Genomic DNA, 14,708 nt, shown 5'->3' with positions numbered 1-14,708 from the left:
TTCCTGCACCGCCCGCCTGCCGGACATCCGCCACTCGGCGCCGCACCGGAATAGCGCGCGCGCCAAGCGGCCACATCCGCGTGAGCATGCTCGCGCGCTGCGCGATGTTCCTTGACGCTGCGCAATGTTTCGCCTAACTACGGCGTCGGGACACCTCCCCCCAACGGGAGGCTTACTATCTGGAAGGATAGATTGATGACTGCAGCGAAGCCCGCTTCGCGGCCGAACGTGCCGCATTTCTCCTCCGGCCCCTGCGCCAAGCGCCCCGGATGGAACGCCCAAAATCTCAAGGACGCAGCGCTCGGCCGTTCGCATCGCGCGAAGGTCGGCAAGGCCAAGCTCAAGCTCGCCATCGAGCTGACGCGTGAGGTGCTCGAAGTGCCCGCCGACTACAAGATCGGCATTGTGCCGGCGTCTGACACCGGCGCGGTCGAGATGGCGCTGTGGTCGCTGCTCGGCGCGCGGCCGGTAACGACGATTGCCTGGGAATCGTTCGGCGAAGGCTGGGTCTCCGATATCGTCAAGGAGCTGAAGCTCAAGGACGTCACCAAGCTGCACGCGCCGTATGGCGAGCTGCCCGATCTCTCCAAGGTCGATCAAGCAAGCGACGTCGTCTTCACCTGGAACGGCACCACCTCGGGCGTGCGCGTGCCGAATGCCGACTGGATCAGCGCAACCCGTGAGGGCCTGACGATCTGCGACGCGACCTCGGCTGCGTTCGCGCAGGCGCTGGACTGGCCGAAGCTCGACGTCGTCACCTTCTCGTGGCAGAAGGCGCTCGGTGGCGAGGCTGCGCATGGCATGCTGATCCTATCTCCGCGCGCGGTCGAGCGTCTCGAGACCTACAAGCCGGCCTGGCCGCTGCCGAAGATATTCCGCATGACCAAGGGCGGCAAGCTCAATGCCGGCATCTTCGAGGGCGAGACCATCAACACGCCGTCGATGCTCTGCGTCGAGGACTATCTGGACGCGCTCAACTGGGGCAAGTCGATCGGCGGATTGAAGGCGCTAATCGCGCGCGCCGACGCCAACACCAAGGTGCTCGCCGACTGGAAGGCGAAGACTCCGTGGATCGATTTCCTCGCAGCCGATCCCAAGATTCGCTCCAACACCTCAGTCTGCCTGAAGGTAATCGATCCCGCCATCACGGCGCTGCCGGCCGATGCCCAGGTCGACTTTGCCAAGAAGCTGGTGGCGATGGTCGAGAAGGAGAACGCCGGATTCGACTTCGCGCATTATCGCGACGCGCCGGCCGGCCTGCGCATCTGGTGCGGCGCCACGGTCGAAGCCAAGGACGTCGCGCTGCTGACGCAGTGGATCGACTGGGCCTTTGCCGAGACCAAGGCGACGCTGGCCAAGGCGGCCTAACGCTTTCCGGCAGCTTGTTGTGCCGTCATTGCGAGCGATAGCGAAGCACTCCAGCTCCGGAGAAACAAGTCTGGATTGCTTCGTCGCTCCGCTCCTCGCAATGACGGAGTAAGGCGCGAAAATGGTGGGCACGCTTCGCTTTGCCCACCCTACAACACTTTCCGCTACGTTAGCCCTCTCCACAAATGGAGAGGGACTGGACTGCCATGCCCACTTCGTTTGCAGGATAGCGATCATGTCCAAACCAAAAGTTCTCATTTCCGACGCGCTCTCGCCGGCTGCCGTGCAGATCTTCAGGGATCGCGGCGTCGAGGTCGACTTCCAGCCCAATCTCGGCAAGGACAAGGACAAGCTCGCCGACATCATCGGCGATTATGACGGGCTTGCGATCCGTTCCGCCACCAAGGTGACCGCCAAGATCATCGAGCGCGCCAAGCGGCTGAAGGTGATCGGCCGCGCCGGCATCGGCGTCGACAATGTCGAGATCCCGGCGGCGACCGCCAAGGGCATCATCGTGATGAACACGCCATTCGGCAATTCGATCACGACCGCCGAGCATGCCATCACCCTGATGTTGGCGCTGGCGCGCGAGATCCCGCAGGCCGATGCCTCGACCCAGGCCGGCAAGTGGGAGAAGAACCGCTTCATGGGCGTCGAGATCACCGGCAAGGTGCTCGGCGTGGTCGGCTGCGGCAATATCGGCTCGATCGTCTGCGACCGCGCCCAGGGCCTGCGCATGAAGGTGGTCGGCTTTGATCCGTTCCTGACCGAGGAGCGCGCCCGCGATCTCGGCATCGAAAAGGTCGAGCTGGACGAACTGCTGCGGCGTGCCGATTTCATCACGCTGCATACGCCGCTCACCGACAAGACCCGCAACATCATCGATGCGGCCGCAATCGCCAAGACCAAGAAGGGCGTGCGCATCATCAACTGCGCCCGCGGCGGCCTGGTTGACGAGCAGGCGCTGCTCGATGCGCTCAATTCCAAGCACGTCGCCGGCGCCGCGCTCGACGTCTTCGTCGAGGAGCCCGCGACCGCGAATGCGCTGTTCGGCCATGCCAACGTGATCTGCACGCCGCATCTCGGCGCCTCCACGACAGAGGCGCAGGAGAACGTCGCGCTGCAGATCGCCGAGCAGATGTCGGATTATTTGCTGACGGGCGCGATCTCGAATGCGCTCAACTTCCCCTCGATCACGGCGGAAGAGGCACCGAAGCTGAAGCCGTTCATCGAGCTCGCCGAGAAGCTCGGTTCATTCGCCGGCCAGTTGACCGAGAGCAGCATTCACAAGATCCAGATCACCTATGAGGGCCAGGTCGCCGAGATGAAGATCAAGGCGCTGACTTCTGCCGTTCTGGCCGGCGTGCTGCGGCCGATGCTCGGCGAGGTCAATGTCGTGTCCGCGCCCGCGGTCGCCAAGGAGCGCGGCATGGTGGTCGACGAGGTCCAGCGCGCCGGCGAGAGCGACTATGAAAGCCTGATCACGGTGACGTTGACCACCGAGCATCAGGAGCGCTCGGTGTCCGGCACGGTCTACGCCGACGGCAAGCCGCGGCTGGTCGACATCAAGGGCATTCGCGTCGATGCCGAGTTCGGCAAGTCGATGATCTACGTGACCAACGAGGATAAGCCGGGCTTCATCGGCCGGTTCGCGAGCCTGCTCGGCGATGCCAAGATCAACATCGCGACCTTCCATCTCGGCCGTGTCAAGGCGGGCGGCGACGCCATCGCGCTGGTCGAGGTCGACGGCGCGGTTCCGGCGGGACTGCTGGCGCAGATCCAGGCGCTGCCGCAGGTCAAGCAAGCCAAGGCGCTGGCGTTCTGAGGACGACCGGCATCGCATCGCACCTGCGAGGCATCTGATCGGTTTGAACCGGTCGGTTTCTCGCCGCGTCTAACGCCGCGAAGGAGGCCGGGCCTTGAGCCCGTGCCTGCCGGCGTTGGATCTGCGGAGGGAAATTTATGACAGTTAGAACGGGGTGCCTGGCGACGACGGCGCTTGCCGGCGTCATATTGTTGACGGCAGCGCCGTCATGGGCGGCGGATCTGGAAGCGGTCTCGACCGTCGATGCCGTGACGGTCTATCCCGACGGCGCCAGCGTCACTCGCCTGATCACGCTGGATCTGCCCGAGGGCGAAACGGCGCTGACAGCGAAGGATTTCCCGCTCGGTCTCGACGTTTCCTCGTTGCGGGTCGAAGGCGAGGCTGCCGCGAAGCTCGTGATCGGCGCCGTCGATGCCAAGCCGCCGCGCGCGGCGCCGCCGGTCAACCTGCCCGAGATCGACAAGCAGATCGAGACACTGAAGGACACGCGCGCCGATCTCGACGACGCGATCGCCGCCGCAACAGCGCGGCGTAAATTTGCAGAGCGTTTTGCAGAGAGTGCGCCGGCCGGCCTCGGTAACAAGGGCGAAGCGCGTCCGCTCAGCGAATGGCGCGCCGCTTTCACGGCCATCTCCGAGGAGGTCGCGACAGCGGACAACGCGATCCGCGAGGCGGTGCGCAAGCAGCGCGACATCGATCGCGACATTGCGCGGCTCGAAGCCGATCGTGCGAGCAAGCCGCCGGCCAAGCTCGCGCTCAAGATCGATCTCGCTACCGCGGCGGCAACGCGCGCGACTCTGCGCGTGACCTATGCGGTGCGGCATGCGCATTGGGACCCGCTGTATGACGCGCGGCTCGATACGTCGGCACCTGATCACAAGGTGGCGCTTGAACTCGTACGCCGCGCCGAGATCGTGCAGAGCACCGGTGAGGACTGGTCCAACGTCGCGCTGTCGGTCTCGACCGTACGCACCGCGCGCGGCGGCAGCGCGCCGGAGCTGAAAACGCTGATCGCGCAATATCCGCCGCCGCCAATGCAGATGCCGGCGCCCGCGGCGACGCTGGAGAAGCCGCGCGCCCTGGCGCGGTCGGCGGCATCCGACATCGCCGACAAGAGGATGAAGCAGGCGGAGGAGCAGGAGGCGACCGTGGAGGCTAGCGCGTTCCAGACCGCATTCAGGATACCCGGGCGGGTCAGCGTCAATGCGGCCGACGGTGCCAAGAGCCTGCGCATCTCGACTGCGACGATCGCACCGGATCTGGTAGTCCGCGCCGCGCCGGTGCTGGACCCGGCAGCCTATCTGGAGGCGAGCTTCGTGCAGAACGAGGACGCGCCGCTGTTGCCGGGCAAGGTGTCGATCTATCGCGATGGCGACTTCGTCGGCGTTTCGCACATGGCCGCCGCAGCCAAGGACGAGACGGTGCGGCTCGGTTTCGGCGCCGATGACCGGGTGAAGGTCGAGCGCACCGTGCTCAGGCGTAACGAAGGCACCGCGGGCCTGATCGTGACTACGGCGAAGACTGATGAGCGTGCCTTCAAGACCACGATCCGCAATGGCCACGATTTCCCGATCAAGCTCGCGATCCAGGACCAGCTTCCGGTCAGCGAGAACGAGGATATCCAGGTCGAGCTGCTGCCGGCCTCGACGCCGCCGACCACGACCAATGTGCGAGACCGCCGCGGCGTGCTCGAATGGGCCTTCGAGGTCAAGCCGGGCGAAGCGCGCGACATCGCATTCGCCTATCGGCTGCGCTGGCCGAAGGACAAGGCAATCGTGGTGACGCCGTCCGGCTAGGCCAGGTGCCGGACGAGGAACAGGCATGTGGCAGGACCGTTGATCTGATATCAACGGTCCTGCCGCGGCTCATGTCGCAAACTCCGGCTGGACTCCGGAGTGTCATCATGGCGGCATCGGGAAGTAAGGGTTCTGCGGATTTCGCTGCGGCACGCGAGCGGATGGTTGCGCGCGATATCTCCGGCCGCGGCGTGCGCGATGAGCGCGTGCTCGCCGCGATGCGCAGGGTGGCACGCGACGCCTTCGTGCCGCAAAGCCTGCGCGAAGCGGCCTATGACGACATGCCGCTGCCGATCGGCGGCGGACAGACCATCTCGCAGCCCTACATTGTCGCGTTCATGATCGAGGCGCTGCAGCTCAATGGCGGCGAAAAGGTGCTGGAGATCGGCACCGGCTCAGGTTATGCGGCAGCTGTGCTTGCGGAGATCGCCGGCGAGGTCACCACGGTGGAACGATTGCGTTCGCTCGCCGACCGGGCCGCGGAGATCTTCACGCAGCTCGGCTATCAGCACATCCGCGTCCTGCACGGCGATGGCACGCTCGGCTGGCCCGAATATGCGCCCTATGATGCGATCGTGGTGACGGCCGGCGGGCCACAGGTGCCGGAGGCACTGAAGCAGCAGCTGGCGCTCGGCGGCCGGCTGGTGATCCCGGTCGGCTCCGGCCAGGACAGCCAGGACCTGGTGCGGGTCACGCGGCGGTCCGCCACCGCATTCGCTGTAGAGGAGATTGGAGGCGTCCGCTTCGTACCGCTGATCGGGCAGCAGGGCTGGCCGACCGATTGAATGATTAGCTGTTCGGCCCGCGGTCCATGCCTACCGGCTGCCAGCGTTTCAGCGCCGTGTTCTGCAGCACTGACGGGTTGACGCAGCTCACCGGCCACAGGCCCTGCAGCACCAATGCGAGCTCATGGCCAACGCGGCGCTTGCGGGCGGCGTCGAACCGCGCCGAGGCGGAGGCGACGTGCGCGGTCAAGGTCACATTGTCCATCCGCAGCAGCGGATTGTTGTGCGATGGCGGCTCGGTCTCCAGCACGTCGAGGGCGGCATGCGCGATCCAGCCCTCCTGTAGCGCCTTGATCAGTCCTTCTTCGTGCACCGTGGCGCCGCGGCCGGTGTTGATGAAGGTCGCTCCGCGCTTCATCTGCCGAAAATGCGCTTCGGTCAGCATGTGCTGCAGCTCGGGCCGCGCCGGCGCGTGCATCGAGACGAAATCCGATTGCGACAGCACCTCCGACAGCGTCGCCGGCACGACGCCGTGCTCGGACATCAGCGTCTCCTGGATGAAGGGATCATAGGCCAGCATGCGCAGTCCGAAAGGCGCGGCGCGCCTGGCGACGGCGCGCGCGACGCGTCCGAACGAGACGAAGCCGAGCGTCTGGCCCATCAGCCGCGGAATTGTCGAAAGCGCCGGCCGGCCCTCGGCCCAGCGGCCCTCGCGCACCATCTTGTCCTGCTCGACCAGGCGGCGGAAGCCCGCGAGCAACAGCATCATGGCGTGGTCGGCGACCTCCTCGATGAAGGTGTCCGGCACGTTGGTGACGGGAATGCCGCGCGCGGTCGCCGCCTTGACGTCGACGCTGTCGACCCCGACGCTGCCGAGCGTGATCGCCTTGCAGTTCTCGAGCGCATCGATGATGGCCTTCGTGATCGGAATGCCCTTGGCATAGATCGCATCCGCCTGGCGCGCGGCGGCGATGAACGCGGCCTCGTCGGCCGGCGCCTCCACGATGTCAGCACCGATCGGCGCCAGCGCCTCCATCTCATAGGCATAGCCACCGCCGGCGACCGTGAAGCTCGCGCCACTGGGCGTCACAACCTTGAATTTCGCCACTTGCTCCTCCCTTTCGTCTGCGTGTGCGGGCACGCTTGTTATACGGATCAAAGCATGCCGGCGTGGGCTGGGCTAGTTCTGTGGCGGGCATCGGTCATGCGACAGCGGTCACGCGCAACGCCCCGCGTTTCTACGGATCGCGTCGGCAATGAACCGCTAAGGATCAATGGTTTAACTTGCTGCAATACGATTTCGATTTGTCAGCAATCCTGCAAAGGGATTTTTGCCGTGCTCAACAACATGAAGATTGCTCCGAAGCTCGCCATCCTGGTGGGCGTCGCGCTGCTCGGACTGGCCGCGGCCGGCATCTTTGCCAGCTATCTGATCCAGAACGAGATGCTCAATGCGCGCATCGAGCAGCTCAAGGCCGTGGTCGAGACGGCACGCAACATGGCAGCCGGACTGCAGAAGGACGTCGAAGCCGGCAAGATGACCAAGGAGGCCGCGCTCGCCGAGTTCGGCCGCCGCGCCAACAGCATGACCTACGACAAGGGTAACGGCTACCTGTTCGGCACCAATTATGCCGGCATCACCATCCTCGCGCCCGATCCGAAGCAGATCGGCACCAACCGCATGGAGGTGCTCACCAACGGTCGCAAGCTCTCCCATGAGCTGATGGATGGCGCGAGGAGCAAGGGCGAGATACTGCTGACCTACGACTATGCACGCCCCGGCAGCGAGCAGCTGTTCCACAAGATCAGCTATGCGATCGATCTGCCCGTCTTCGAGATGTATCTCGGCTCCGGCGCCTATATCGATGACATCGATTCCAGGATGAAGCCGCTAAAGTGGATGCTCGGTCTTGCCTGTCTCGGCATCGCGGTGCTCGCCGGCGGCACCGCCTGGCTGATCAGCCGCTCGATCAGTGGCCCGCTCACCCAGCTCGGCACAAGGATGCGCGAGCTCGCCGACGGCAGGATCGACAGCGAGATCCCGGGCCTCGGTCGTGGCGACGAGGTCGGCGAAATGGCGGCAGCAGTGCAGGTCTTCAAGGACAATGCGTTGCGGATGCGCGAGCTGGAACAGGCCGACTCCGCCAACCAGCAGCGTGCGGTTGCGGAGCGCCGTACGACTATGGAAAACCTTGCCGCTGACTTCGAGCGCAGCGTCAACGGCATCGTGCGCTCGGTAGCCTCGGCCGCGGGCGGCATGCAGTCGACCGCGCAGTCGATGACGACGACCGCGCGCGACGCCAGTGCACGCGCCTCCACCGTGAGCGCCGCAACCGAGAGCGCGAACGACAATGTCGGCACGGTCGCAGCTGCCGCCGAGGAGCTGTCCAGCTCGGTTGCGGAAATCTCCCGCCAGGTGAGCCGTTCGAGCGAGATCGCGGGCAAGGCCGTCAGCGACGCCGAGCGCACCAACGCCACCGTGCAGGTGCTCTCCACCGGCGCCGAGAAGATCGGCGAGGTGGTCAAGCTGATCCACTCGATCGCGGCGCAGACCAACCTGCTGGCGCTCAACGCCACCATCGAGGCAGCCCGCGCCGGCGAATCCGGCAAGGGTTTCGCGGTGGTCGCCTCAGAGGTGAAGGCGCTCGCCAACCAGACCGCCAAGGCCACCGAGGAAATCTCGGCCCAGGTCGCGGCGATGCAGACCTCGACCAGCGATGCGGTTGCCGCCATCAACGGCATCACGCAGACCATCGCGCAGATGAGCGAGATCACCAGCTCGATCTCGACTTCGATCTCGCAGCAGGGCGACGCCACGCGCGAGATCGCCCGCAACATCCAGTCGGTCGCAGCCGGCTCGAACGAGATCAGCGCCCATATCGGTGGCGTGACCCAGGCAGCGGAAGCGACTGGCACGGCGGCCTCCGAGGTGCTGTCCAACGCCCGTGAGCTCGATAACCAATCCGACATGCTTCGGCAGGCCGTCGAGGGCTTCCTCGCCAAGGTGCGCGCCGCCTGATTTGTCAGTCGAGGCCAGTTCGTAACCGGACGGTAAAAGGTTGGACTTAAGCTTGAGAAGGCACGATCCCCTGCGGATCGTGCCTTCTTGCGTTCATTCCTCCGGAGACTGCCCCTGTGAAGCTGAACAACATGAAGATCGCCCCGAAGCTCGCCATCATCGTCGGGGTGACGCTCCTCGGTCTCTGCATCGCGGGAACGTTCGCCGGCTATCTGATGCAGCGGGAGATGATGAACTCCAAAGTCGAGCAGATCCGTTCCATCGTCGAGGTGACGCGCAGCATGGCGCTCGGCCTGATGAAGGAGGTCGAGGCCGGCAGGATGACCAAGGAGGCCGCGCTCGCCGAATTCCAGGCGCGCGCCAACTCGATGCGCTACGACAATGGCGACGGCTATCTGTTTGGATCGACCATGGACCGGGTGACGATCCTGGGACCCGATCCCAAGGCGATCAACCAGGTTCGGCCGGACACGCCGACCAACGGCCGGATTCTCGCCAAGGAGTGGCGCGAGAACGCCTCGGTCAAGGGCGATCACACCATGCTGTTCGATTACATGAAGCCCGGGACCACCCAGCCGATTCCGAAGGTCGGCTATTCGGTGTGGCTGCCGTTCTGGAACATGTACCTCGGCACCGGCATCTACATCAACGATATCGACGCGCGGATGCAGCCGTTGAAATGGATGCTGGGGCTGTCGATTCTCGGCATTGCGGTGATCGCAGGCGGTATCGCCTGGCTGATCAGCCGCTCGATCGGTGGTCCGCTCAATCAGCTCGGCCAGCGGATGCAGGAACTCGCGGAGGGCAAGCTCGACGGCGAGATCCCCGGCATCGGCCGCGGCGACGAGGTCGGCGCTATGGCGGCCACGGTGCAAATCTTCAAGGACAACGCCTTGCGGATGCGGGAACTGGAGCAGGCCGACGCCGCCGGCCAGCAGCGCGCTGCTGCCGAGCGGCGCGCCGCGATGGAAAATCTTGCCAGTGATTTCGAGCGTAGCGTCAACGGCATCGTGCACTCGGTAGCCTCGGCTGCCGACGGCATGCAGTCGACCGCACAGTCGATGACGGCGACCGCGAGCGACGCCAGCGCGCGCGCATCGACCGTCAGCGCGGCCTCGCAGAGCGCGTCGAGCAATGTCGGCACGGTCGCGGCTGCGGCCGAGGAGCTGTCCGGATCGGTCGCGGAGATTTCCCGCCAGGTGGCCCGCTCCAGCGAGATCGCCGGCAAGGCGGTCAGCGATGCCGAGCGCACCAATGCTACCGTGCAGGTGCTCTCCACCGGCGCCGAGAAGATCGGTGAGGTGGTGAAGCTGATCCATTCGATCGCGGCGCAGACTAATCTTTTGGCCTTGAATGCGACGATCGAGGCGGCGAGGGCCGGCGAGTCCGGCAGGGGCTTTGCGGTTGTCGCTTCCGAGGTGAAGGCACTCGCCAACCAGACGGCGAAAGCCACTGAGGAAATCTCGGCGCAGGTCACTGCGATGCAGACCTCGACCAGCGATGCGGTCGCCGCGATCAACGGCATCACCCAGACCATCGCGCAGATGAGCGAGATCACCAGCTCGATCTCGACCTCGATCACGCAGCAGGGCGATGCGACGCGCGAGATCGCGCGCAACATCCAATCGGTGGCGGCGGGATCGAACGAGATCAGCGCCCATATCGGTGGTGTGACCGAGGCGGCGTCGGCGACAGGCTCGGCGGCCTCCGAGGTGCTGTCCAACGCGCGCGAGCTCGACAACCAGTCGGGCCTGCTGCGTCAGGCGGTCGATGGCTTCCTAGCCAAGGTCCGCGCGGCGTAAGCACCACCAAGATGAAGAGGCGGCGGATACGGCCTCTTCATCATTTGCTCAGTTCTCGGCTGGGACGCGAGGCGGTGAGAACGCCGGCGAGCACCAGCGCATAGCCGATCAGGTGGAACGGCTTCAGCGCCTCGCCGAGCAGGACGATGGCGAGCACCGAGCCGAACACCGGCACCAGATGCAGGAACGGCGCGGCGCGGTTCGGACCGATCAGGCTGATGCCGCGGTTGAAGAACAGATAGGCCAAGGTAGAGGCGAAAACGATGACGTAGCCGAGCGTGAGGCCCGTCTCCAGGTCGAGCCTCAGCACCGATCCGGTCGCATATTCCCAAATGGCGAGCGGCGCCAGCAGCAGCGCACCGCCCGCGGTGCAGAACGAGATCAGGGACAATTGGTGCACCGTCGGCCGGCGCGACATCAGCGCGGAATAGAGGCCGAACACCAGCAGGGCGCCGGCAAACATCAGGTCGCCGCGGTTGAACTGGATGGCCGCGAGCGCACCGAGATCACCGCGCAGCAGGATGACGAGGACGCCGGCCAGTGAGATCACGATGCCGATGAACTGACCCGCGCTCAGCCTCACGCCGAACAGCAAGAGCGACCACAGCGCGACGAATAGCGGCGTCGAGGACTGGATCAGGAGTCCGTTCAGCGCCTGGGTGTATTGCATGGCCCAGTAGGACAGCGCGTTGTTCGCTGCAAAGCCGGTCAGCGCGAGCAGCATCAGCAACGGCCAGTGCGCACGCAGGATCGGCCAGTCCTTTTTCAGATGCGGCCGCGAGAACGGCCACAGCATCATGAAGGTGCCGATCCAGCGCAAGCAGGACAAGGTCAGCGGCGGCACGTTGCCCGCGACATGCCGCGCCAGCACGATGTTGCCGGCCCAGAACAGCGAGGCCAGGGCGAGCAGCAGATAGGGCTGGTCGGCGAGCCAGCGCGACGGCGATTGATGCTGCGTGGCAGGGGACAATGACTGGGAGCTCGAAGAGGCTGGGTCAGCCTGGGATGAAACGGATCGCCCGACAAGCCGGCGAGGTGAATTGGTGCCATGCGCGCTGCGGCGTCAGGCGCGATGGCGGAAGGCTGCGTTCAGGTCGCCTGCTTGCGCGACGCGACGAACACGCCGGCGAGCACCAGCACGAAGCCGACCAGGTGAAATAGCTGCGGCCGCTCGCCGAGAAACACGAACGCCATCACCGAGCCGAACACCGGCACCACGTGGAGGAATGGCGCCGCGCGATTGGCGCCGATCAGGAGCACGCCCCGATTGAAGCAGGTATAGGCGATGGTCGACGGAAAGATTGCGACATAGAGCAGCGACAGCAGGTTCTTGCTGTCGAGCGCCATTAGCGGCCGTGAATGCAGCTCCCAGATCAGCAGCGGGATCAGGCTGGCCGCGCCGCAGCCGAAGGTGAAGGTGACGAACGACAGCCCGTGGATCTGCGGCCGCTTCAGCGTCAGCACGGAGTAGAGGCCGAACACCGCCATCGCAATCAGGAAGATCAGGTCGCCCTTGTTAAACGTGATCTTCGACAGCATGCCGAGCTGGCCCTGCGAGACGATGATCAGCACGCCGCCGAGCGACAGCAGGATACCGAGCGCCTGCGCCAGCGTCAGATGGACGCGCAACAGCAGCATCGACCAGACAGCGACGATGAGCGGGCCGGACGATTGCAGCACCAGCGTGTTCAGTGCCGAAGTATATTCCAGTGCCCAGTATTGCAGCGTGTTGAAGGCGCCGATGCCGGCGATCGAGATCACAATCATCAGCGGAAGCTTGGCGCGGATCGCCGGCCAGTCCTTGCGGAATTGCTTCCAGGTGAAGGGAAGGATCAGCAGCAACGCCAGTGTCCAGCGCAGAAACGCCAGCGTCACCGGAGGAATGTGGCCGGCAGCGAGCCGGCCGATGATGGCGTTGCCCGCCCAGCACAGCGCGGTGATGCTCAGCAGCAGATAGGGCTGGTTGGCGATCCAGCGACGCGCGGGCGCGGCGGATGCGATGAGATCTGCGGCGGACATCGGACGGTGCTTGACCCGGGTTCAGTGCGCCGCGCCGCCGACCCGGTCGTTTCCGGGCCGGCATTCTGCCAGCGTCATGTCAGAGACACCAATTGACACGGATCAACAAGAGAGCGGGATGCATCGCGTCGATGCAGCGGACGCTGGCCGCGGGGCCCCCTTGCGACGCGACCTTCGGATCCGACGCCGCAGATGGACCGGAACAACAGACTTCGGCATCACCGCGACAGGGCTGGGCGCTGACCGATCCGGCCCCTCGCGCCATGTTCCATGATGTGCCGGCGCGGACCCGGTTCCCAGCGGCCGGCCGCGGTTGCCGGGAACGGCATGAATTTTTCGGGTATATCAAAGGCTTGGTGGCGATGTTGCGCGCCCCTTTTGCCCGTTCCTGCTTGCCTAGCCGGGCGGCTTCCTTTATCCGGTGGGACGCCTCGCGCGCGAGCGGTTCCGGCCGCGATTTGGGCTGGGCGAATGATCAGGCAGGTCGGACCTCTCGGCGGAACCGGCGCCTTTCATAGTTTTGGATGATGGCAGAGGAAAGAGCTGCGAATGGCTAACGTGGTCGTCGTCGGCGCCCAATGGGGCGACGAAGGGAAGGGCAAGATCGTCGATTGGCTGTCGGAACAGGCCGACATCGTCGTGCGCTTCCAGGGCGGCCATAATGCGGGCCATACCCTGGTCATCAATGGCGATACCTACAAGCTGGCGCTGCTGCCGTCCGGCGTGCTGCGGCCGGGCAAGCTGTCGGTGATCGGCAATGGCGTCGTGTTCGATCCCCAGGCCTTTCTCGATGAGGTCACCAAGCTGCAGGGGCAGGGCGTCGCGATCAGCCCCGACAATCTGCGCATTGCCGAGAACGTCACGCTGATCCTGCCGCTGCATCGCGAGCTCGACGCCTTGCGAGAATCGGCGAACACCGCGACCGCGATCGGCACCACGCGCCGGGGCATCGGCCCGGCCTATGAGGACAAGGTCGGCCGCCGCGCCATCCGCCTGATGGACCTCGCCGATCTCGACACGCTGCCGCACAAGATCGAACGGCTGCTGGCGCACCACAATGCGCTGCGTCGCGGCCTCCGGCTGGAGGAGATCGACGGCAACGGAATCCTGCGCGATCTGACCGCGCTGGCGCCGAAGCTTCTGCCCTACGCGGAGACCGTGTGGCGGCTGCTCGACAACAAGCGCCGCGAAGGCAAGCGCATCCTGTTCGAAGGCGCGCAGGGCGCGCTGCTCGATGTCGATCACGGCACCTATCCCTACGTCACCTCGTCCAACACGGTGGCGGCCCAGGCCGCGACCGGCACCGGCATCGGTCCGGGCGGTGTCGGCTACGTGCTCGGCATCTGCAAGGCCTACACCACCCGCGTCGGTCAGGGTCCGTTTCCGACCGAGCTCACGAACGAGATCGGCGAGGAGATCGGCCGTCGCGGCAAGGAGTTCGGCGTCAACACCGGGCGCAAGCGGCGCTGCGGCTGGTTCGACGCGGTGCTGGTGCGGCAGACCGCGCGCACCTGCGGCATTCATGGGCTGGCTTTGACCAAGCTCGATATTCTCGACGGCTTCGACACGATCGAGGTGTGCACCGGCTATGAACTGGACGGCAAGGTGATCGACCACCTGCCGGCCGGCGAGGGCGCGCAGGCCCGCGTCAAGCCGATCTACGAGACCATCGAAGGCTGGAAGCAGCCCACCGCCAATGCGCGCTCGTGGGCGGACCTGCCGGCGCAGGCGATCAAATATGTCCGACGGGTCGAGGAACTGGTGGGTTGTCCGATCGCCCTGCTTTCCACGAGCCCCGAACGCGAGGATACTATTCTGGTGCAGAACCCGTTCGAGGCGTGACGGGATATGACAGCGAACCGCGGAAGCTGAGTTGATATGGCCGACTACTACCCGCTGATCGCCCGCGCTATTGCCGGATTGGACCCCAACGCCCCCGGCGAGAGCCGTCGCGCGCTTTACGAGCGGGCGCGTGCGGCGCTGATCGCGCAGCTCCGCGGCGTGCAGCCGCCGCTCAGTGAGTCGGAGATCACAAGGGAACGGCTGGCGCTCGAGGAAGCCGTCCGTAAGGTCGAGTCGGAAGCCGCCCAGCGCGCCCGGGAGGCCTCGCGCGGCGCAGCAGCTGGAAGTCCGCGCGCGGGTGACGCCTTGCGG

10 protein-coding genes and 1 pseudogene are annotated in these 14,708 nt (G+C 65.4%); 8 read left to right on the top strand and 3 right to left on the bottom strand.

Going from position 1 to position 14,708, the window contains the following annotated elements; genetic code table 11:
- The first annotated feature begins 195 nt into the window (after window positions 1-195).
- From WA702_RS20145 to WA702_RS20130, 4 genes are all read left to right on the top strand, one after another.
- Entirely contained in the window at window positions 196-1,368 is a 1,173-nt protein-coding gene (locus WA702_RS20145) for a phosphoserine transaminase (protein WP_425112303.1), read from the top strand.
- A gap of 235 nt (window positions 1,369-1,603) precedes the next feature.
- Window positions 1,604-3,193, top strand: a complete 1,590-nt coding sequence (serA, locus tag WA702_RS20140) for a phosphoglycerate dehydrogenase (RefSeq protein WP_425112302.1) — start codon at window positions 1,604-1,606, stop codon at window positions 3,191-3,193.
- Window positions 3,194-3,330: 137 nt separating this feature from the next.
- Window positions 3,331-4,989 (top strand): mucoidy inhibitor MuiA family protein, encoded by a 1,659-nt coding sequence (locus tag WA702_RS20135; RefSeq protein WP_425112301.1) that lies wholly within the window; start codon window positions 3,331-3,333, stop codon window positions 4,987-4,989.
- Between the two features lie 107 nt (window positions 4,990-5,096).
- Window positions 5,097-5,774 carry a protein-L-isoaspartate(D-aspartate) O-methyltransferase gene (locus WA702_RS20130; RefSeq protein ID WP_425112300.1) on the top strand — a complete coding sequence of 226 codons (678 nt, stop codon included), beginning with the start codon at window positions 5,097-5,099 and terminating at the stop codon, window positions 5,772-5,774.
- 4 nt (window positions 5,775-5,778) lie between these two features.
- Here the strand turns inward: WA702_RS20130 and WA702_RS20125 are convergent, their stop codons facing one another.
- The gene (locus tag WA702_RS20125) at window positions 5,779-6,822 is read right to left on the bottom strand and encodes a C-terminal binding protein (RefSeq protein ID WP_425112299.1); all 1,044 of its coding nucleotides are present in this window, start codon (window positions 6,820-6,822) and stop codon (window positions 5,779-5,781) included.
- Between the two features lie 240 nt (window positions 6,823-7,062).
- On the opposite strand from WA702_RS20125, the gene WA702_RS20120 reads away from it, so the two are divergent.
- Both WA702_RS20120 and WA702_RS20115 read left to right on the top strand, forming a co-directional pair.
- Entirely contained in the window at window positions 7,063-8,733 is a 1,671-nt protein-coding gene (locus tag WA702_RS20120; RefSeq protein ID WP_425112304.1) for a methyl-accepting chemotaxis protein, read from the top strand.
- A 116-nt stretch (window positions 8,734-8,849) separates the two neighbouring features.
- Complete coding sequence (locus WA702_RS20115; RefSeq protein WP_425112298.1) at window positions 8,850-10,535, top strand: methyl-accepting chemotaxis protein; 1,686 nt, start codon at window positions 8,850-8,852, stop codon at window positions 10,533-10,535.
- Between the two features lie 40 nt (window positions 10,536-10,575).
- On the opposite strand, the gene WA702_RS20110 is transcribed toward WA702_RS20115, so the two are convergent.
- Window positions 10,576-11,505, bottom strand: coding sequence for a DMT family transporter (locus tag WA702_RS20110; RefSeq protein WP_425112297.1), 930 nt, complete (start codon window positions 11,503-11,505; stop codon window positions 10,576-10,578).
- A gap of 119 nt (window positions 11,506-11,624) precedes the next feature.
- Window positions 11,625-12,554 carry a DMT family transporter gene (locus tag WA702_RS20105; RefSeq protein ID WP_425112296.1) on the bottom strand — a complete coding sequence of 310 codons (930 nt, stop codon included), beginning with the start codon at window positions 12,552-12,554 and terminating at the stop codon, window positions 11,625-11,627.
- 549 nt (window positions 12,555-13,103) lie between these two features.
- On the opposite strand from WA702_RS20105, the gene WA702_RS20100 reads away from it, so the two are divergent.
- Together WA702_RS20100 and WA702_RS20095 are read left to right on the top strand one after the other, a co-directional pair.
- Complete coding sequence (locus tag WA702_RS20100) at window positions 13,104-14,396, top strand: adenylosuccinate synthase (protein WP_425112295.1); 1,293 nt, start codon at window positions 13,104-13,106, stop codon at window positions 14,394-14,396.
- A gap of 36 nt (window positions 14,397-14,432) precedes the next feature.
- A pseudogene (locus tag WA702_RS20095) lies at window positions 14,433-14,708 on the top strand (hypothetical protein); the annotation flags it as partial.

The organism is Bradyrhizobium sp. (genome assembly GCF_049798375.1).
Lineage (GTDB): Bacteria > Pseudomonadota > Alphaproteobacteria > Rhizobiales > Xanthobacteraceae > Bradyrhizobium.
Note: the sequence above shows the minus strand (reverse complement) of the source record. Positions and strands in the feature narration are given on the sequence as shown.

Excerpts from the sequence above, each read along its gene's own strand:
- WA702_RS20145 (WP_425112303.1), top strand. The coding sequence starts at position 196 with ATGACTGCAGCGAAGCCCGCTTCGCGGCCGAACGTGCCGCATTTCTCC.
- serA (WP_425112302.1), top strand. The coding sequence starts at position 1,604 with ATGTCCAAACCAAAAGTTCTCATTTCCGACGCGCTCTCGCCGGCTGCC.
- WA702_RS20135 (WP_425112301.1), top strand. The coding sequence starts at position 3,331 with ATGACAGTTAGAACGGGGTGCCTGGCGACGACGGCGCTTGCCGGCGTC.
- WA702_RS20130 (WP_425112300.1), top strand. The coding sequence starts at position 5,097 with ATGGCGGCATCGGGAAGTAAGGGTTCTGCGGATTTCGCTGCGGCACGC.
- WA702_RS20120 (WP_425112304.1), top strand. The coding sequence starts at position 7,063 with ATGAAGATTGCTCCGAAGCTCGCCATCCTGGTGGGCGTCGCGCTGCTC.
- WA702_RS20105 (WP_425112296.1), bottom strand. The coding sequence starts at position 12,554 with ATGTCCGCCGCAGATCTCATCGCATCCGCCGCGCCCGCGCGTCGCTGG.
- WA702_RS20100 (WP_425112295.1), top strand. The coding sequence starts at position 13,104 with ATGGCTAACGTGGTCGTCGTCGGCGCCCAATGGGGCGACGAAGGGAAG.